This window comes from Shewanella mangrovisoli, assembly GCF_019457635.1.
Lineage (GTDB): Bacteria > Pseudomonadota > Gammaproteobacteria > Enterobacterales > Shewanellaceae > Shewanella > Shewanella mangrovisoli.
The window spans coordinates 3,860,363-3,878,730 of record NZ_CP080412.1 but is presented as its reverse complement, the minus strand read 5'-3'; the positions used below and the strand labels follow the sequence as shown (position 1 = coordinate 3,878,730).

Here is an 18,368-nt window from a genome sequence, read left to right as displayed (position 1 = left end):
ATAAGCAAAAAATTAATTTTTAAGTTTTTGAATTTGCTTTCTAAAAGGGAGGGGCGCGCGCATCAACATGGCGGATGTGGGCTAAGCTGGGGGCTTGATAGGCGGCGGTGGCACGATGATCGGCATGTTGCAAATCCAGTGGTAGCACGGGCATAGATGCCGGACTTGCACTGGTATCATGGCCAAAATCGCAGACAATACAATGGGTGTGTTCATGTTCCAGACTGTGTTCGGTGTAATGGGTCAGCGCAAAGCACTGGGTAACCAGTAGCCATACACTGAGCAGCAACCAAGGCCACTTTTTATGAGTCCGAAATTGATGATAAGCCATTATTGTTATTGGTTAAGGTTTAGCCGTTAGTCTTATCGGGAAGCACATATCCCTGTTGAAATAAGCTAAAGCATGCGCCTGCGTCAGGCAACCTGGGTCGCTGATGCAGGCCAATTTGCTTTAGCCTTATCTAATCCACAAACTGACCTTAATTGATTTACATTGACCGAGTCTAGTTAACTTTTAGTTATAAAACTGGTTCAGTGGCAATCTAAGGTAAAAATCGCTTGCTGGCAGTGGCGGCACTTAAACTTGTAAATGGCCGGGTTGCCACCCTTTTGGTAGCTAGATAAGAGTTTTTGCCATAGGGCATGGTTGGGTAAGTATTCGGCTAAAAAGTCTTCCAATGCTTCGCCCTGCAAGGCTTGTAAATCGGCGAGTTCGGCATCGCCATGAAACTCGCAGGCATCATTACAGTGGGATTGCCAGACTTCCTGTTGCCAGGAGACATATCCCGGTGTTCTTTCCGCCACATCCTTCACTATGGCGATATCCAGCCCCGCTTCGAGCAGCGGGTAATCGTCGACAAAATGGCCATTAAATTTGTCTGCGGCGCTACCATCGGCAACGCACCAAGGGCAGATAGCTTCAACATTGTCCCTGCAATACATTCCTGAGCTGCAGATAAATCCCCGTGCTTGGCCGCAACATTCGCAGGTCGCATCGCTTGCGATCACGGCGCCAGTATCGAGGGGATGAGGGTGATAGGTAAACTGAGGGAAATCCATTTCAACTCCTAAGTGAAGAATAACGCGATTAAATAGCCAAGCGATTATCATCAAGCTGCGTGGTTAATTCAATTGGTTATTCAATTAGATAAGCACTTAGCTGCTACTCGCAGCGTCACTTAGTTAACGCTTCTTCTGTTTTTTACTTGGCTATCGGCTCAGTCTTTTGCACTGTTATTGGCATCTTTTGGCCATGGGATGATTAGGGCTTAATTGCAGTAAATCCCAACGGTTGCCATAGAGGTCCTCGAACACGGCAACGGTGCCGTAATCCTGCTGCTGCGGCTCACGAATAAAGCGGATCCCAATGGATTGCATATGGTGATAATCGCGCCAAAAATCATCGGTATTTAAGAACAGAAACACACGGCCGCCGGCTTGATTACCGATAAAGGGTTCTTGCTCCGGCTTAGAAGCCTTGGCTAACAATAAGGCGGTACCACTGGAATTTGGCGGAGCGACCACGACCCAGCGTTTATCTTGCTCGGGTTGATAGCTGTCTTCAATCAACTCGAATTTGAGTTTATTGACATAAAAATCAATCGCCTCATCGTAATCTCTTACGACGAGTGCAATATGGACAATGGCCTGTTTCATCTGGATTTCTCGACTTTTGCTGTCTTATAGACCGCTATTGTAATGGCTATCGCTGCGATTAGGGTACCGCTGTGATGGACAATCAATCTGTGACTCAAGTGAGTGGCACTTTGGCCACTCACTTTAGAGGCTTGTTTAAAAACGCAATTTAACAGCTCATTGTTAGCGCTCTTTTAAGAGCTAAGGGCAGGGCAATCTAAATTGATCTGAGAGTGCATTTAGACGGCTGAGTAACTCGGGGGAGAGGCTGACCTTTAAGCTGTCGATATTCTCTTTCAGCTGGTATAAGTCCGTGGCGCCAATGATGTTTGAACCAACAAATTTACGCGAGTTAACAAAGGCTAACGCCATTTGCGCGGGGGAGAGATTAAACTCGCGGGCTAAGTCTACGTAGGCAGCCGTGGCATCGAGTGCCATTTGCGTACCCGTGTAACGGGCGAAGCGTTTAAACAGGGTTAAGCGCGCGCCTTCTGGCCATTGGTTATTGCAATATTTACCGCTTAAGGCACCAAAGGCCAAGGGCGAGTAAGCCAGCAGTGGCAACTCTTCGCGATGGCTGATTTCACTCATGCCCACTTCAAAGCTGCGGTTGAGCAGGTTATAGGGGTTTTGCACGGTAACAATGCGCGGCAGGCCGTGTTTTTCCGCCAGTTGCAGATACTTCATCAGTCCCCAAGGGGTTTCGTTCGATACGCCGATATAGCGCACTTTACCTTGGCGAATGACTTCGGCGAGGGCTTCGAGGGTCTCGAGGATTGGCGTTTGCTGCTCAATCTCTTGCTCGTCGTAAAATAATTCCCCGAAGAAGTTGGTATTGCGGTCTGGCCAATGCACTTGGTAGAGATCGATAGTATCGATTTGCAGACGTTCGAGTGAGGCATCGACCGCTTGATGGATATTGTTCCAGTCCAGCGCCATGTTCTTGCGAATATAGTCACTCTTGCCGCCGGGTGCGGCAATTTTAGTGGCGATCACTAGGTCATCACGGTTGCCTCGGGCCTTAATGTATTGGCCCAAAATGCGCTCGGTTTCCCCTTGGGTTTCCGGCTTGGGCGGCACAGGGTACATTTCCGCAGTGTCAATAAAGTTGATGCCACTGCCGATGGCGTAGTCTAGCTGTGCGAAGGCTTCGGCTTGGGTATTTTGTTCACCCCAAGTCATAGTGCCTAAACAGATTTTGCTCACCTCGAGATTAGAATGCGGTATGCGTCTGTATTCCATCTATTTCTCCTACGGAAACTATCTTAGTCCGAGGCTATCAAGCTTTTGCTGTAAAGCAAAGGTTAATAGGGCGTCAAACATTTTACTGCAGTAAAAATAACCAATGCTTTAAAGCCGGGCGTTGCAGCAGGATTGCGGAGCGCGCAGATTGGATTGCACATGAATTCATCACTGACTCAAGGTTTTGAACCTTTGTGTTAATTCTGGGCTGAAAGGGGAGATTTTTGTCAGTTTTTATCTAGTTAAGTCAAAACTAAATCAGAAATGCAGAAATTATGAATTATTTGTTATAAAACTACATTTGCAACTTTAGGCTGTAATCGATGTGAATCTATGTCACAAAATGGCGCGAATTTACGTATATTACTTACGAAATTGCGGCGGAATGTGACGCCAATATCGGATTATCTGTTAACAAACATCTACCCTAAATTTATCTAAAAATTTTCATGGTTGATATTTGTGATGGCAGATTTTTCAAACCAAGTTATAACGATCAAAAAAGGTCTCGACTTGCCGATTTCGGGTGAGCCTAGGCAGATCATCGAACCCGGTAACAGGCCATCCCAAGTGGCTTTGTTGGGTGAGGAGTATGTTGGCTTAAAACCGACTATGTTGGTGGAAGTCGGCGATAAGGTCAAAAAAGGCCAACCTTTGTTTGAAGATAAAAAAACAAAGGGCTTGCTGTTTACCGCTCCCGCCAGTGGTGAGATTGTTGCAATCCACCGTGGTGAACGTCGGGTGTTGCAATCCGTGGTGATCCGCTGCAATGGCTTAGACGCCGATGAGCAGATCCGTTTCGATATCCACTCTGATATTCAGGCACTCTCAGCTGCAGTTGTTCAAGCTCAGTTGGTTCAGAGCGGTCTGTGGACGGCGCTGCGTACCCGTCCTTTCTCACGCGTTCCCGCACTCGATGCCAATCCTGCGGGTATTTTCGTGACGGCTATGGATACCAATCCACTCGCCGCCGATCCTAGGTTGATTATTGCCGAACAGAGCGATGCCTTTAAGGCGGGCTTAGCGGTACTGAGTCATTTAACCGAAGGTAAGGTTTACCTCTGCCAAGATAAGGGCGAAGCCTTAGTCGGCGCCGATTTACCTAAAGTACAAGTACGTCGTTTTGCTGGGGTACATCCTGCCGGATTAGCCGGGACTCACATTCATTTTACCTTGCCAGCGAGCTTAGAGCGCCAAGTGTGGCATATCGGCTATCAAGACGTTATCGCCTACGGCAAGCTATTCCAAACCGGTGAACTCTATACCGACCGCGTAGTAGCGCTGGGTGGCCCGAGTGTGCTTAACCCACGTTTACTGCGCACTCAGTTAGGTGCAGAGCTGAGTGCCTTAGTGGCCGATGAGATTAAACCTGGCCATAACCGTGTGGTGTCAGGCTCTGTGTTATCGGGCCATACCGCGAGGGGCGTGCATGACTTTTTAGGTCGCTTCCACAATCAGGTATCGGTTCTCGCCGAAGATGCCGAGCACCAAATTTTGCCTTGGGTGCGTGGCGGTTCGGACAAGTTCTCTATCACCCGCGCGGTGACCTCCCGTTTATTTGGCTTGACTAAGTCCTTCGAATTTACCACCCATCAGGGCGGCTCTCACCGCGCCATGATGGCCTTTGGTCAGCTCGATCGCGTTATGCCATTAGATATTTTACCCACTCTGCTGGTGCGTGATTTAGTCGTGCGAGATACCGATGAGGCGCAGGCCCTAGGCGCACTGGAATTAGATGAAGAAGATTTAGCCCTATGTACCTTTGTGTGCCCCGGCAAGTATGACTTCGGTAAAGAGTTACGTGCCTGTCTAGATGTTATCGAGAGGGAAGGTTAATGACGACACAACCTAAAAAACCTGATTTACAGGACGACTACTACGCCACGGGGAAATCGATGAAGGGCTTTGTGCGCTCATTGGTGATCGCCAGTGGTCGCAGCACTAAGGGACAAGTACACGTACGTGACGCCATTGACGTAAAACGTACCATGACCTTAGTGGGCCTTTGTTTATTACCCGCCATTTTATTTGGCTTATATAACGTAGGGTTACAGGCACAGCTCGCACTAGCAAGCGGCTTAACCACGCCAGAAACCTGGAAACTCGCGCTGTTTAATGCCTTAAGCGGTGGCTTAAGTGCCGAGACAGGTGTGATTGGCCTGTTCCTCTACGGCTTAAGTTTTTATCTGCCGATTTACTTAACGGCCTTGCTGACCAGCCTGTTCTGGGAAGTGGTGTTTGCCAAGGTGCGTCGCCAAGAATTGCACGAAGGCTTCTTCGTCACTGCCTTGTTATTTACGCTGATTTTACCCGTTTCGATTCCACTCTGGCTGGTGGTGATGGGGATTAGTTTTGGGGTAGTGATTGCCAAAGAGCTGTTTGGTGGCATGGGATACAACTTCCTTAACCCCGCATTAGCAGGTTTAGCGTTTATCTATTTTGCCTACCCTTCTGAAGTGTCAACCGTTAAGCAACTGGTTGCCGTAGATGGCTTTTCAGGCGCGACTGCCTTAGCACAAGCCGCTGCCGGTAAGTTGCAATTTGCCGATTACGCTTGGTACAGCGCCTTTAGCGATCCTAACTGGTGGAATAATTTCTTCGGCTTTACCGTAGGCGCGATTGGTGAAACCAGCACGCTTGCTGTTTTGCTCGGTGGGTTATTACTGCTTATCACCCGTTTAGCCGACTGGCGCATCGTGGTGGGTGTGATGCTGGGCATGATTGCCACTGCAACCTTGTTCAATGTTATTGGTTCAAGCACTAACCAGATGATGGCAATGCCTTGGACATGGCACTTAGTCACGGGCGGCTTTGCTATCGCGATGATGTTTATGGCGACCGATCCGGTAACGACCTCTTACACCCGCCAAGGCAAGTTTGCCTACGGCGCGCTGATTGGTTTTATGACCATCCTTATCCGTGTGGCTAACCCCAAAATGCCAGAAGGCGTGATGTTAGCCATCCTGTTCGCCAACCTGTGGGCACCACTGTTCGATTATCTGGTGGCCCGTGCCAACATCAAACGGAGAGTAAAACGTCATGGTATTTAAGAAAGATACTGTGGTGGGGACCATGATCTTCACCATCACGCTCTGCCTTTTGTGCTCCTTTATGATCACCGGCACCGCAGGCGTGTTGAAAGAGCGCAAGCTCGCGAAAAAACGCGATGAGTTACAACGTTATGTGTTGATGGCGGCCGATGTAAATATTGGCCAAGGCAATGAGTTTAGAGAGATTTTTGCTAAATCTGTTAAGCCATTATTGATTAATCTTGACACAGGCAAAGTGGACTCCGATGCCAATGTACTCGACTTTGACGAGCGCATGGCGGCGATTAACCCAGAAACCTCAAGCGCCCCTAAAAAGGATATCGCCAAAATCAAGACCCGCGCCAACGATGCCCGCGTGTTTAAGGTGTTCGATGACAGCGGCAAATTATCCAGCGTAGTAGTGCCTTTCTACGGTAAAGGGCTGTGGTCGATGATCTACGGTTACGTGGCCGTCGAGCCTGACTTTAATACTATTAAAGGCATGGTGGTTTACGAGCACGGTGAAACCCCTGGTATCGGTGACTTTGTGACTGACCCACATTGGTTATCCCTGTGGAAGGGTAAACAACTCTTTGATGAAAAAGGTAAGTTTGCGATGCGCCTCGTGAAAGGCGGTGCCAAAGAGGGCGATGTGCACGGTGTTGATGCTGTGAGTGGCGCGACTATGACTGGCCGTGGCGTGCAGCGCGCAATGGAGTTTTGGTTTGGCGTTGAGGGGTTCCAAACCTTCTTCAACCAATTAAAAGCATCGGCTGAACAAGGTGAGTTGGGAGGTGCAAAATGAGCAACAGTTTATCCATGCGGGACATGCTAGCAGGCCCTGTATTTGCCAATAACCCAGTGGCGATGCAAGTGCTGGGCGTATGTTCGGCGCTGGCGGTGAGTAACTCCATGCAGACGGCCGTGGTAATGACACTGGCGGTGACCTTCGTACTGGTGTTCTCTAACCTTATCATCTCTGCCATTCGCAACTTTATCCCTAACAGTGTGCGGATTATTGCCCAGATGACGGTGATTGCCTCCTTGGTGATTATCGTCGATATGGTGTTGCAGGATGTGGCTTACGAGCTATCTAAACAACTCTCTGTATTTGTTGGGTTAATCATCACTAACTGTATCATCATGGGCCGCGCAGAAGCCTTTGCGATGAAGTATCCACCTCACTTAGCCGTGGTCGATGCCGTGGGTAATGCGGCGGGTTATGGCCTAGTGCTGATCAGTGTGGCCTTTGTGCGTGAGCTGTTAGGTACGGGCAATCTATTTGGTCATAGCGTGTTGACTACGGTTGAAAACGGCGGCTGGTACTTACCCAATGAGATGTTTAAGTTGCCCCCAAGCGCCTTCTTCCTGATTGGCCTGCTGATCTGGAGCATTAACGTGATCCAGCGTAAACGCGGTTAAGGAGCGGATATGGAACACTATATTAATCTGTTTTTACAGGCCACATTCTTAGACAACATGGCGCTGTCGTTCTTCCTCGGTATGTGTACCTTTTTAGCCGTGTCTAAAAAGGTGTCGACCGCCTTCGGCTTAGGCGTTGCGGTTATCGTGGTGATGACCTTAGCCGTGCCCTTAAACCAACTGATCTATGTGAAGGTGTTAGCACCGGGCGCATTGGCTTGGGCGGGCATGCCTGGCATCGACTTAAGTTACCTGCAACTGATCACCTTTATCGGTGTGATTGCGGCCTTAGTGCAAATCCTTGAAATGTTTTTAGATAAATACATTCCAAGCCTGTATGACTCCCTTGGAATCTTCCTGCCACTGCTCACCGTAAACTGTGCGATTTTTGCTGGGGTGATCTTTATGGCTAACCGTGATTACAACTTTGCCGAATCTGCGGTGTTTGCCATGGGTTCGGGCACGGGTTGGGCGCTGGCGATTGTGATGCTGGCAGGGCTGCGTGAACGGATGAAGTTTCATGCGATTCCCGAAGGCTTACAGGGGATTGGTATCACCTTTATTACCACAGGGTTGATGGCACTTGGCTTTATGTCTTTCTCGGGGATCTCGCTGTAACGCGTGGCTGAGAAAGTGAAACCGCATTCTGTTTAGAAAAAGGGTTATCGAATGGAAATGGCAATAGGCATAGGCATGTTCACCTTAGTGGTGTGCCTACTGGTGATAGTAATCCTTATCGCCAAAAAGAAATTAGTGACTACTGGTGAGATCACTATTGGGATTAACGACGATGCCGAGAAAAGCATTAAAGTTGCCGCGGGCGACAAGCTGCTTGGCGCCTTAGCGAGCAAGAATATTTTTATTCCCTCGGCCTGTGGTGGCGGCGGTACCTGCGGCCAGTGTCGGGTGAAAGTCAAATCGGGCGGTGGTGATATTCTGCCAACAGAACAAGGGCATATCACTAAAAAAGAAGCCAAAGAAGGTTGTCGTCTCGCCTGCCAAGTGGCGGTGAAAACCGATATGGAACTTGAGCTAGAGGAAGAAATCTTCGGCGTGAAGAAGTGGCAATGTGAGGTGATCTCAAACGATAACAAGGCCACTTTTATCAAAGAGTTACTGCTAAAACTGCCCGAAGGTGAAGACGTACACTTTAAGGCGGGTGGCTATATTCAAATTGAAGCGCCAGCCCATGTGGTGAAGTACGCCGATTTTGATATTCCGGCTAAGTACCGCGACGATTGGGAAAAATACGGCTTGTTCGACCTAGTCTCCACCGTCAATGAAGACGTGCTGCGCGCCTATTCGATGGCGAACTATCCCGATGAAAAGGGCCGCATCATGCTTAACGTGCGGATTGCGACGCCACCTTCAGCCAATGTGCCACCGGGTAAGATGTCTTCTTACATCTTTAACCTCAAGGCGGGGGATAAGGTGACCATCTCTGGTCCATTCGGCGAGTTCTTTGTGAAAGAAACCGATGCGGAAATGGTCTTTATCGGCGGTGGTGCGGGCATGGCACCGATGCGCTCACATATTTTCGATCAGCTAAAGAGTAAAAAGACCAAGCGTAAGATGAGCTTCTGGTACGGTGCCCGCTCAACCCGTGAGGTATTTTACCAACAAGATTTCGATGCATTAGCGGCTGAAAATGACAACTTTGTCTGGCATGTGGCACTGTCGGAGCCGCTACCAGAGGATAACTGGACGGGTTACACAGGCTTTATCCATAATGTGATTTACGAAAATTACCTTAAACATCATAAGGCACCAGAGGATTGCGAGTATTACATGTGTGGCCCACCGATCATGAACTCCTCGGTGATCCGTATGCTCGAAAGCCTAGGGGTTGAGCCTGAAAATATCCTGCTCGATGACTTTGGTGATTAAGCAGTAAGTGGAATAGAAAATCGCGTTAGGCACAGCTAGTAAGCTGAGCCTAAAGCGATTTTTGTTTATTGCTTATTAGCGTTTTTATGTTCAAAGCCTCTAACAATGACATATGCGATAAGGGCAAATATAAATACGATAAGGTACATCCATGCAATACTTTGCAACGTTTCAATAATCGTCCGATAAATCTCAATAGTCCAACGTTCTAGTGTTAGCTGAAGAATCTCTACATCTTTATGTCGAGCGGTAATATAACGCTCTAAATCATAAATCCTAACGCCACCAGAGATGCCCACAACATATGTGGCAAAAATGATGTATTTTTGCCAAGCGGCACTGATTGAATCTTGAATAATTCGAGAAAATATTTCGCCCAATGGTTTTTTGAAAATTGAAACAACCAGAAATGAAACGGTTATAGATAGTGCAAAGGTAATAAACAGTAATGTAAAAAACATGCTCTCTCCTTAGAACAGATATTTAAACCGAAAACTTTGCCAGCCATTTAAAATCAACAACATAATCTGCTTTAGGTTTGCGTTCAAGCAAATAGCTAAAAAGACAGGACAAGCATGGATCTTTGGGGATTAATAGTTTGTACTGTTGCTACTGGAGTTCACCTCCCCTGCGAAGTCGCCGCGGGACGTTGGAATAAATTGCGTGAGTCCGGTCATGGATGACCGGCTAGCTTTCGGGGTACAGGATGTACCATCGGAAGCGATAGCAATTTATCCATAAGACCAAGGCTAGTAATCAATGCATGTAACTTCGCTAGGGGCGTCTTGGAGCATCCAAGGAGGATAGGACGAGCAGTCCTCCTTGGTCGGGGGGGGGGTGAAGCCCCACGACTTTGACTTTGCTTTTAAAAACTCAGCCTAGGATGTCATTGCTAATTCCAAACACAGCACTACTAAAAAAACTTGTGATAAGCTGGCCGCTTTCTAATCTGGCAGTATTTGCTAATTAAGTTAAGGATAACCCATGCGTTTGAGTGTTATCGGCTCCCTGCTATCGGGGTTGTTATTACTCCCAAGTGCCAATAGTGTTGGCGAGCCGTTTGAAACTGCGATTGTGTCGGAAAGCGCGCATGGCGGTCAGTCAGTTAAGCTTGAAAGCCAAACTGCATCTTCGGACTCTAAGCTCGGGGAGATTAAGAGTTTAATCCAAGCGGCGATAATGGATTCGCCGCAGCCATTTAGTGGCAGCGTTATTCTGCTTGAAGAGGGAAAACCACTGCTTGAATTACAAAAGGGCGAAGGAATTAATCAAGACTCGCGCTTTGTGATGGCATCACTCTCGAAACAAATTACCGCAACGCTAGTGTTGCAGGCATTCGATGCAGGGAAACTCGATTTAAATCAAACGCTAAACCATTACCTTTTTGGCGTTCTTGACGCGGAATCTAAGGCGCTAAAAGCCATTGATGCGAATGCCAATGCGGGGGCTTTGAATCCCAACCGATATGACGAACGCATTACTTTGCACCAACTGCTGAACCATACATCGGGTGTCGATAAACTGGGTAAGCCCAATCGGTTCGTTCCTAGCAGCCAGTTTGAATACTCCAATTTGGGTTATTCACTGCTTGGGCAAGTGCTGGAGAAGGTCAATCATCAATCTTTTACCAAGCAGGTGGCACAATTTGCTGCGCGATACCAACTCAATGGCTTAAGTGCCGAGCAGGGCAGCCTTGAGGCGATTCAAGCCAAAGTGCCTAGTCTGGCGGTGGGATTGCAGGAAAGCGAAGTGATTGCACCTTCTGAGCTGGTGATTGATGAAGCGTTATTGCCCGCAGGGGGATTGATTGCCTCGCCAGCCACTTATGCCGCCTTTCAGCAGCAATTACATGCTGGTAAGTTGTTAAGCCCTGAAAGTTATCAGATGATGACCACTGCCTATATCGAGCTGCCATTTTTATGGCCGAATATGCGCTACGGTTATGGGATAAGGATCAATAAGGACAATGACTTAGTCGAATATAGTCATACGGGTTATGTCTCGGGTTATATGTCGATGACGCTGCATTATCCCGAATATAATCTGGACTTAGTCATGCTGGAAAATCTCTCCTTAAACCTTAATGACCGTAACCGGGTATTTGAACTGCATAATCAGATACGTCAAATCATTCGCAGTCAGTTACTACTGACTACACCATCTCTGCATAAGGTTTAAGTTTGTCACTGTGTCGACTCAATAGACGTTACGTTTGCGGGAGTAACGCCAACGCAATGCTGGGTCTGATATAACCGCTAACACTATGACTTCGAAGGAATAAGGCTCCACGATTTGTTAATTGGAGCCTTATTCTGGTTTCTTTCGTTGGAAAGGCCGCTTTGAATTATCAAAAGGGGTTCTTAGCCGCGCCTTAACTGCTGCAAATATTGGCACAAGGCTATTCATTCAGTTCGGCGTGCAGTGGCAATAGCATTGGGATCTCGCAGGCGTCGTGGCCAGTATTGCCAAGTGGTGTGCTCAAGTAGTTAAACCCTAAGTGTTCGTAGAGTTTTAGGGCCTCTTTGAGTAATGCGGTGGTTTCGAGATAGCAGCTCTGATAACCCGATTCACGGGCGAACTCGAGGGCCTGCAGCGCTAAGCGCTTGGCTAAGCCTTTACCGCGGATCTCGGGCATAAAGTACATCTTTTGCAGTTCACAAATGCCTGCATTATTAGCCAGTGGCGCAATCCCTGCGCCGCCAACGACTTGGCCTTCATGTTCTATCACCCAGTATTTGGCGCCCGGCTGCGAATAGATTTGGCTTAAACAATCTAAGGTTGGGTCAGCCACGCTATAGCCTTTATCTGCAGTTAAACCATATTCGGCGGAAACCGCGCGGATCACTTGGGCAATGGCGGCATCATCGGTGGCGGTCGCTTCACGGATAAGGCAACCCGATTGTTGTTTGGCTTTGTGTATGGCTTGGTTGTATTGCATAAGAGCTTGCTCGATTTGTTGAATTTGCTCAGGGGTCAGCTGGGCCAAGATTTCTTGAAAGAGTTGATTTTGCTGGCTATCTAATTTTGCGAGCAGCTTTTTACCTGCGCTCGTGAGTTGTACGACGAGGCAGCGATTATCCCGCGGATGCATTTGGCTCTGGGCGAGGTTTTTATCGACTAAGTGTTTGATCGCGCGGCTAGCATTGGATTTATCTATGCTCAGTTTGCAGGCGAGTTCCTTAATGGTTTGCGGTTGATTGCCTATCTCAAACAAGGCGTGTGCCTGTACAGGAGACAGAGGTAAATCGCCAAAGGCCGCATTGAGCATGCCTAAGTGTCTGACCATATAGCGGGAAAGGTGTCTCAGTTGGCTAGATGAGCCGGGATCATTTGCCATAGTCGGATTGAATGCCATCAGGGTTAACCAAAGTTGAGCCATGCAAGCACTTGTGCGGGCAGGCTGTGGCTCAGTTCGAATCATTTAGTTGCAAGTTACAACGAAATTAGCGGGCTTTGCTCGGCTTTGCAATATTTCATTAACAAAATTTAAGGGTACAGCTCAGGATTTAAAAAGGGCACCATGGCGAGGATGATCGCTTGGGTGTAATTGCTCTCACGGGTGGCGTGGCCGTGGGTGAGCAGGCCGATTGCGCCGCCTTTTTGTTTGATGTTAACCGTATTAAACAGTCTATCCATCACATGCCCCAACTCTTCACCCGCCTCGAGTGCCTGATAGACCTGCATAGGTAGCGGCAACAAGGCGCCTCGACCAATGCTCAAACGGGTTTGGTGGGCAATCGCAATATAGGCGAAGGTCGCAGGACCAAACTCGAAACAATCGACGCCACCTTCCATCGCAAAGTAATAATCCGCTTCAGCATGTTGTTGGCAGTAGTTAACGCGATTGACTGCACCTTGGCGGGTGTCGCTATCTGTCATGGGTTGCGCGGGGACGCCCGAAGGCGCATCCATGCCTTGAGTTTGGATCTCATAGTCGGGGAAGAGCAGCGCCATGGCATTGGCCGCCGCGTTTATTTTGACGGGGTTTTTCGAACCGATGATCACTTTGATGATGTTTTGTTGCATATAAGTTATTTATTTTGGTTTTTAATGTGGACGCTCGTTTGAATCATTGCTTAAATGGTCGGAGGTGTCTTGCCTCTGGGTTTTCTATTTTGCCATATTCATCGCCTTGGCTCAGTAAAAAAGCGAATGCATGGGGAGCAAATAGCTAGAGTCGAGCATCAGGAAGCGACATACGACTATTGCTCCTTCAGTCAATTAGCTGATTTAAGCAGTAAAGCTATGTCATTGAAGGAACTAAAATTAAGAGATAATAATAATGAAATTCAACAAACTCATGATCGCGATGGGGATGGCCTGCGGCGTTATGCTCACAGGCTGTAACGACAGCGAAGATAGCACTCCACCTACCGAACCTGAAACCCTGCTGCAAACCTTTGCCCCCAACGGCTTACTCAAAGCCAATATTCGTCGAACCACCTACGGTGTGCCTCATATCCAAGCCGATAACCTAGAAAGCTTAGGTTTTGGTAGCGGTTACGCGCAGGCGCAGGACAACCTCTGCGTGCTCGCCGATGGTTTTATTAAGGCCAACTCCCAACGCTCTATGTACTTTGGCCCCCATGCGTCGATTGATTTCACCACAGGGCTGCCCACCGCCGAAGACAATGGTAACTTAATCTCCGACTTTGCCTATAAAGCCTTAAAAATTCGTGAGCAAGCCGAGGCCAAATGGCCGCAGTTTAGCGAGCGTTCACGTGCATTAATCCAAGGTTTTACCGCTGGTTATAACCAGTACCTTGCCGATGTTGAGGCGGGTAAACAAACTGCCGAGCCATTCTGTGGTGGCCAGCCGTGGGTGAAGCCCATAGTGCCAGAGGATGTGGTCACTTATCTGTTTTCCATCGCCCTATTACCCGGCGCGGCTAACTTCCTCGATTTGATTTTCTACGCTAACCCTGGGGATGGGCAGGAGTACATGCCGCGCATCGTAGGACCTGCACCAAGCCAAGAACAAACCGCGTTTGTCAGCGATATGCAGTCTAAATTGCTTGCCCGTGCGGCGCGCATTACCACCCCCGAGACTAATCCGCGGGATTTGGGCTCTAACGGTTGGGGTTTAGGTAAAGATAAGACCGAAAATGGTCGCGGCATGGTGCTGGGTAATCCGCATTTCCCACATACGGGCAACCTGCGCTTCTGGCAATCGCACATTACCATCCCTGGCCAATTGGATATGATGGGCGGCTCACTAGTGGGCATGCCAGGCCCTATCAACATAGGGTTTAACAAAGACTTAGCTTGGACTCATACCTTCTCTACCGCTGAACATTTCGTGATGTATAACCTCGAGCTGGTCTCGGGCGACAGATTGCAGTATCTGTTCGATGGTCAGCCGATGCCGATCAATAAAGAGACTGTGTCTATCCTAGTGAACGCCGGCCCTGCTGGCATGTTAGTGGCTGAAAAGGATATTTACACCACGGCAAAAGGACCTATGGTCGAGGCACCGCCTTCGCTAGCGCCTTTTGGTTGGGACGATGGCAGTGCCTTTATGATCCAAGATGCCAATATGGCGACTATGGATCCGGTCGATCATTGGCTCGCCATGAACTTAGCGACCAATAAAGACGAATTCCAACAAGCCTTTAAAGACTACGACGGGGTGATTTTCAACAACACTATGTATGCCGATAAAGAGGGTAACGCCTTCTATATCGACGACTCGACCGTGCCCGGTTTATCCGAGGCGGCGGTGGTGGTGTTAAAGACTTCGCCCGATATTAAGGCGGCAAAAGAGCAAGCTGGTTTTACCATTCTGCCGGGGAATACTTCGTTATTTAGCTTTAGTGGCCCCACGCCCTATGAGCGTGCGCCTAAGCTTGAGCGTAGCGACTTTGTGCAAAACTCCAATGACTCCTTCTGGTCTACCAACTTAAATGAGCCACTGACGTACTTCTCGCCCATGTATGGCCCTGAAGCAGGGCAGTTATCGCTGCGTACCCGTATGGGCTTAACCCTAATGCAAGATGCGGCGGGCAGCGATGGTAAGTTTAATCTGGAAGAGCTCGAAACCGCGGTATTGTCGAATCGCAGTTATTTAGCTGAGTTGGTATTGCCGGATTTGATTGCCCAATGTGAGGCGCAGGGCAGTACGCCTGTAGTGGTATCTGCGAGTTTATCTAAGGATCTCACCTCTGCCTGTGCAGCGCTCAAAGCCTGGAACGGTAAGCAAGATAACGACAGTAAAGGCGGCGCCTTACTGCGTGAGTTTGCCCATCAGTTCAGCCAAAAAACCATGTTGACCAAGGGATTTGACCCCGCGAATGCGGCGACCACGCCTAATACGCTTACTAGTGACGGTAGTGCATTAGTGGCGCTTGCCCATGCGGCCTTGAATCTTGAAGCCGCAGGTTTTGCCTTAGATGCACCGTTAGGTGATGTGCAGTTTGTCGAGAAGTCACTCCCCGATGGCACAGCCAGCGGCGCGCGTTTACCTTGGCCGGGCAGCCATAACGCGGAAGGGGGATTCAACGTATTCTCTACGAGCTTGTCGGGAGATGACACTCTGATCCCGCAGCATAAGTACGCGCCGCTAATGGATGTTGTTACGGGTAAGGCTATGGCCTCAGGCATGACGGCTAAGGGTTACCAAGTGCGTTACGGTTCAAGTTGGATGATGGCGGTCAGCTTTACCGATGAGGGCCCTGTCGCGCGCGGCATACTTACCTATTCGGAGTCGAGCAATATACTGTCGCCTTCCTTTACCGACCAGAGCAATCTGTATTCCAGCAGTAAGACTTTCCGTCCTTTACTGTTTAAGGAAGCCGATATCGCCCCTGCGGTGATTTCGACCACTGAGCTGACACTGCAAAAAGCCCAGTAATTGCTGAGTTGTAGTGAATGGATGGGCCCACTTAGGTGGGCCTTTTTTATTGCTCAGAGCTCGCTGTTTCAAAATGTAAAAATTTAACAATTTGCACAGTGATCTCGATCAAGCTTTTATAGGGCTTAATTGAAGCTGGTCGCATTTAATGCATTTTTGCGACTTGATGCGGTTTTGTGGTTTTTATCGACAAACTGGCCGTGTCAACGCTTAGGTGCAGGGGTGAATTAACTGTACGTTATTGGTGTTTTTGTGTGATCTTTTTGCTGCGATATTGAAAATTTATTACGTAAATTCATGGATCTAGATCGCAAACTCAGTTTTATTTGAAATTTCATTACTTAAAATGGTGTTAGATCAACTTTTGCTTAAGCTTTTTCGCTATCCTTACGCCGAATTTTTTATGCGGTATCACCGTAAGGTAATTTTAATATGCAAAAAGATGCGATAAGTGTTCTCGAAACACCTCAAAGCACGCAAGAAAGCACAACAAGACACTTACCATGGACGCGCCAAGACACCACTTGGATGCTAAGTTTATTCGGCACCGCTGTGGGGGCGGGCATTCTATTTCTTCCTATCAATGCGGGCATGGGCGGTTTTTGGCCCTTAGTCTTGATGGCCATCATCATCGGCCCTATGACCTATCTCGCCCACCGCGGCCTGTCACGCTTCGTATGTTCATCGAGTATTCCCGGCAGTGACATTACCCAAGTAGTTGAAGAACACTTTGGGATTGGCGCGGGCAAGGCGATTACGCTGCTGTATTTCTTAGCGATTTATCCCATTGTGCTGATCTACGGTGTGGGGATCACTAACACAGTTGACAGCTTTATCGTCAACCAGTTGGGCATGGCCTCACCACCACGTTTCCTGCTGTCAGGCGTGTTGATTTTCGGCATGATGGCCGTGATGGTTGCTGGTGAGCAATTTATGCTGAAGGTGACTCAGCTGCTGGTCTATCCGTTGGTGGGGATTTTGGCCTTTATGTCCATCTATCTGATCCCAGAGTGGAAAATGGATGCACTGCAAGTCGTGCCAGACACCGGCGCCTTTTTAGGTACTGTATGGTTAACCATTCCTGTATTGGTGTTTGCCTTTAACCATTCTCCAGCGATTTCGCAATTTTCGGTTTCTCTTAAGCGTGACCACGGCGTCAACGCGGCCCGTAAGGCCGATGTGATTCTACGTAATACCTCAATGATGTTAGTCGGCTTTGTGATGTTATTCGTGTTCTCCTGCGTGTTGTCACTATCGCCAGAACAGTTGGCCGAAGCGAAGGCGAAGAACCTGCCGATTTTATCTTACCTTGCGAACGTGCATGACAGTGGTTTTGTCAGCTATTTCGGGCCTTTTATCGCATTTGTGGCGATTGTGTCTTCTTTCTTTGGCCACTATATGGGTGCGACTGAGGGCATGAAGGGCATTATCGTTAAGCAGCTGCGCTCAAGTAACAAACAAATCAGTGAGAACAAGCTGAACAAGTTTATCTTAGTGTTTATGTTTGCCACGATTTGGGCTGTTGCGATTAAAAACCCAAGTATTTTGGGGATGATTGAGGCGCTGGGCGGGCCGATTATTGCGGCAATTTTGTACTTAATGCCAATGTATGCTGTGTACAAAGTGCCAGCTTTGAAGGCTTACCGTAACCGCATCAGCAACGTGTTTGTGATTATTGCGGGCCTGCTGGCGATGACGGCTATTCTGTTTGGCTTGTTAAGCTAAGCTTGGAATTAAAAGCGGTTTGAAACGAAAGGATCGGGTGATGCCCGATCCTTTTTTATTACTTCTCTTCGTACATCAGATAGTAACTCTGCTTCATCCCTAGTGCTTGGTAGGTTTGCTGAGCGGCGGTATTTTCCTGCTCCACATAGAGACGGAAACTCGCGGCGCCACCATTGGCTTCGGCCAGTTGTTTCACCTCAGCATAGAGCTTGCCATAAATCCCCTGACGGCGATTCTGTGGACGAATATAAACGCTTTGGATCCAGTAGTAATCTTTGGCGCGCCAGTCGCTCCACTCGAAGGTAACCATCAGCGAACCGACAATGTCGCCATCGATTTCGGCTACCAGATAAAAGCCTTTTTCAGGGTGATTCAGTAGGGTGTTGACGCCTTTAATCAGGGTCGTTTCGTCTAGGGCGAGGCTTTCGGTCTCCTGCGCCATTGCCTGATTAAATTGAACTAGGGCGGTGAGATCTTGCACTTTGGCTTTACGGATCAACATATAACAACTCCTCGGCGGTTAGTACCTCTACCGCTCTTGTGTATGGGGATGACGCTTATGCATCGGCTTTTATTCG

17 protein-coding genes are annotated in these 18,368 nt (G+C 48.4%); 9 read left to right on the top strand and 8 right to left on the bottom strand.

All coding sequences use genetic code 11. The annotated features are described in order from the left end of the window. Window positions 1-40 precede the first annotated feature (40 nt). The 4 genes from K0H60_RS16940 to K0H60_RS16925 form a co-directional block, all read right to left on the bottom strand. Window positions 41-289, bottom strand: a complete 249-nt coding sequence (locus K0H60_RS16940; protein ID WP_258405759.1) for a hypothetical protein — start codon at window positions 287-289, stop codon at window positions 41-43. Window positions 290-531: 242 nt separating this feature from the next. Then, the gene (locus tag K0H60_RS16935; protein WP_220056453.1) at window positions 532-1,059 is read right to left on the bottom strand and encodes a CbrC family protein; all 528 of its coding nucleotides are present in this window, start codon (window positions 1,057-1,059) and stop codon (window positions 532-534) included. 174 nt (window positions 1,060-1,233) lie between these two features. Then, complete coding sequence (locus tag K0H60_RS16930; RefSeq protein WP_220056452.1) at window positions 1,234-1,656, bottom strand: VOC family protein; 423 nt, start codon at window positions 1,654-1,656, stop codon at window positions 1,234-1,236. Between the two features lie 180 nt (window positions 1,657-1,836). After that, window positions 1,837-2,877 (bottom strand): NADP(H)-dependent aldo-keto reductase, encoded by a 1,041-nt coding sequence (locus K0H60_RS16925; protein ID WP_220056451.1) that lies wholly within the window; start codon window positions 2,875-2,877, stop codon window positions 1,837-1,839. 465 nt (window positions 2,878-3,342) lie between these two features. Between K0H60_RS16925 and K0H60_RS16920 the strand changes: the two genes are divergently transcribed. From K0H60_RS16920 to nqrF, 6 genes are read left to right on the top strand one after another with little or no spacing between them, the layout of a single operon-like run. Then, on the top strand, window positions 3,343-4,713 hold the full coding sequence (locus tag K0H60_RS16920; protein WP_220056450.1) for a Na(+)-translocating NADH-quinone reductase subunit A: 1,371 nt from the start codon (window positions 3,343-3,345) through the stop codon (window positions 4,711-4,713). After that, window positions 4,713-5,927 (top strand): NADH:ubiquinone reductase (Na(+)-transporting) subunit B, encoded by a 1,215-nt coding sequence (locus K0H60_RS16915; RefSeq protein ID WP_220056449.1) that lies wholly within the window; start codon window positions 4,713-4,715, stop codon window positions 5,925-5,927. The genes K0H60_RS16920 and K0H60_RS16915 overlap by 1 nt, the downstream gene beginning before the upstream one ends. Then, window positions 5,917-6,711, top strand: a complete 795-nt coding sequence (locus K0H60_RS16910) for a Na(+)-translocating NADH-quinone reductase subunit C (RefSeq protein WP_088210250.1) — start codon at window positions 5,917-5,919, stop codon at window positions 6,709-6,711. The genes K0H60_RS16915 and K0H60_RS16910 overlap by 11 nt, the downstream gene beginning before the upstream one ends. Beyond that, window positions 6,708-7,328 carry an NADH:ubiquinone reductase (Na(+)-transporting) subunit D gene (locus K0H60_RS16905; protein WP_011071186.1) on the top strand — a complete coding sequence of 207 codons (621 nt, stop codon included), beginning with the start codon at window positions 6,708-6,710 and terminating at the stop codon, window positions 7,326-7,328. Before K0H60_RS16910 ends, K0H60_RS16905 begins: the two co-directional genes overlap by 4 nt. A 9-nt stretch (window positions 7,329-7,337) precedes the next feature. Further along, window positions 7,338-7,946, top strand: a complete 609-nt coding sequence (gene nqrE / locus K0H60_RS16900; protein WP_011621548.1) for an NADH:ubiquinone reductase (Na(+)-transporting) subunit E — start codon at window positions 7,338-7,340, stop codon at window positions 7,944-7,946. 51 nt (window positions 7,947-7,997) lie between these two features. Beyond that, window positions 7,998-9,215 carry an NADH:ubiquinone reductase (Na(+)-transporting) subunit F gene (gene nqrF / locus K0H60_RS16895; protein ID WP_220056448.1) on the top strand — a complete coding sequence of 406 codons (1,218 nt, stop codon included), beginning with the start codon at window positions 7,998-8,000 and terminating at the stop codon, window positions 9,213-9,215. A 65-nt stretch (window positions 9,216-9,280) separates the two neighbouring features. Here nqrF and K0H60_RS16890 read toward each other — a convergent pair whose 3' ends face one another. Beyond that, complete coding sequence (locus K0H60_RS16890; RefSeq protein WP_086903758.1) at window positions 9,281-9,676, bottom strand: hypothetical protein; 396 nt, start codon at window positions 9,674-9,676, stop codon at window positions 9,281-9,283. Window positions 9,677-10,199: 523 nt separating this feature from the next. On the opposite strand from K0H60_RS16890, the gene K0H60_RS16885 reads away from it, so the two are divergent. After that, on the top strand, window positions 10,200-11,393 hold the full coding sequence (locus K0H60_RS16885; RefSeq protein WP_220056447.1) for a serine hydrolase domain-containing protein: 1,194 nt from the start codon (window positions 10,200-10,202) through the stop codon (window positions 11,391-11,393). Between the two features lie 220 nt (window positions 11,394-11,613). On the opposite strand, the gene K0H60_RS16880 is transcribed toward K0H60_RS16885, so the two are convergent. After that, window positions 11,614-12,594, bottom strand: a complete 981-nt coding sequence (locus K0H60_RS16880; RefSeq protein WP_258405758.1) for a bifunctional helix-turn-helix transcriptional regulator/GNAT family N-acetyltransferase — start codon at window positions 12,592-12,594, stop codon at window positions 11,614-11,616. Window positions 12,595-12,701: 107 nt separating this feature from the next. After that, on the bottom strand, window positions 12,702-13,241 hold the full coding sequence (gene yjjX, locus K0H60_RS16875; protein ID WP_220056445.1) for an inosine/xanthosine triphosphatase: 540 nt from the start codon (window positions 13,239-13,241) through the stop codon (window positions 12,702-12,704). Window positions 13,242-13,497: 256 nt separating this feature from the next. On the opposite strand from yjjX, the gene K0H60_RS16870 reads away from it, so the two are divergent. Continuing rightward, window positions 13,498-16,065 (top strand): acylase, encoded by a 2,568-nt coding sequence (locus K0H60_RS16870; protein ID WP_220056444.1) that lies wholly within the window; start codon window positions 13,498-13,500, stop codon window positions 16,063-16,065. Window positions 16,066-16,497: 432 nt separating this feature from the next. Beyond that, a complete protein-coding gene (locus K0H60_RS16865; protein WP_011718165.1) occupies window positions 16,498-17,790 on the top strand; it encodes a serine/threonine transporter in 1,293 nt (430 codons plus the stop codon). Between the two features lie 58 nt (window positions 17,791-17,848). On the opposite strand, the gene K0H60_RS16860 is transcribed toward K0H60_RS16865, so the two are convergent. Next, a complete protein-coding gene (locus tag K0H60_RS16860) occupies window positions 17,849-18,292 on the bottom strand; it encodes a GNAT family N-acetyltransferase (RefSeq protein ID WP_220056443.1) in 444 nt (147 codons plus the stop codon). Between the last annotated feature and the right edge of the window lie 76 nt (window positions 18,293-18,368).

Bases quoted from the DNA above. Each gene is read 5' to 3' on its own strand.
- K0H60_RS16935 (WP_220056453.1), bottom strand. From the start codon at position 1,059: ATGGATTTCCCTCAGTTTACCTATCACCCTCATCCCCTCGATACTGGC.
- K0H60_RS16930 (WP_220056452.1), bottom strand. From the start codon at position 1,656: ATGAAACAGGCCATTGTCCATATTGCACTCGTCGTAAGAGATTACGAT.
- K0H60_RS16925 (WP_220056451.1), bottom strand. From the start codon at position 2,877: ATGGAATACAGACGCATACCGCATTCTAATCTCGAGGTGAGCAAAATC.
- K0H60_RS16920 (WP_220056450.1), top strand. From the start codon at position 3,343: ATGGCAGATTTTTCAAACCAAGTTATAACGATCAAAAAAGGTCTCGAC.
- K0H60_RS16915 (WP_220056449.1), top strand. From the start codon at position 4,713: ATGACGACACAACCTAAAAAACCTGATTTACAGGACGACTACTACGCC.
- K0H60_RS16910 (WP_088210250.1), top strand. From the start codon at position 5,917: ATGGTATTTAAGAAAGATACTGTGGTGGGGACCATGATCTTCACCATC.
- K0H60_RS16905 (WP_011071186.1), top strand. From the start codon at position 6,708: ATGAGCAACAGTTTATCCATGCGGGACATGCTAGCAGGCCCTGTATTT.
- nqrE (WP_011621548.1), top strand. From the start codon at position 7,338: ATGGAACACTATATTAATCTGTTTTTACAGGCCACATTCTTAGACAAC.
- nqrF (WP_220056448.1), top strand. From the start codon at position 7,998: ATGGAAATGGCAATAGGCATAGGCATGTTCACCTTAGTGGTGTGCCTA.
- K0H60_RS16890 (WP_086903758.1), bottom strand. From the start codon at position 9,676: ATGTTTTTTACATTACTGTTTATTACCTTTGCACTATCTATAACCGTT.
- K0H60_RS16885 (WP_220056447.1), top strand. From the start codon at position 10,200: ATGCGTTTGAGTGTTATCGGCTCCCTGCTATCGGGGTTGTTATTACTC.
- K0H60_RS16880 (WP_258405758.1), bottom strand. From the start codon at position 12,594: ATGGCTCAACTTTGGTTAACCCTGATGGCATTCAATCCGACTATGGCA.
- yjjX (WP_220056445.1), bottom strand. From the start codon at position 13,241: ATGCAACAAAACATCATCAAAGTGATCATCGGTTCGAAAAACCCCGTC.
- K0H60_RS16870 (WP_220056444.1), top strand. From the start codon at position 13,498: ATGAAATTCAACAAACTCATGATCGCGATGGGGATGGCCTGCGGCGTT.
- K0H60_RS16865 (WP_011718165.1), top strand. From the start codon at position 16,498: ATGCAAAAAGATGCGATAAGTGTTCTCGAAACACCTCAAAGCACGCAA.
- K0H60_RS16860 (WP_220056443.1), bottom strand. From the start codon at position 18,292: ATGTTGATCCGTAAAGCCAAAGTGCAAGATCTCACCGCCCTAGTTCAA.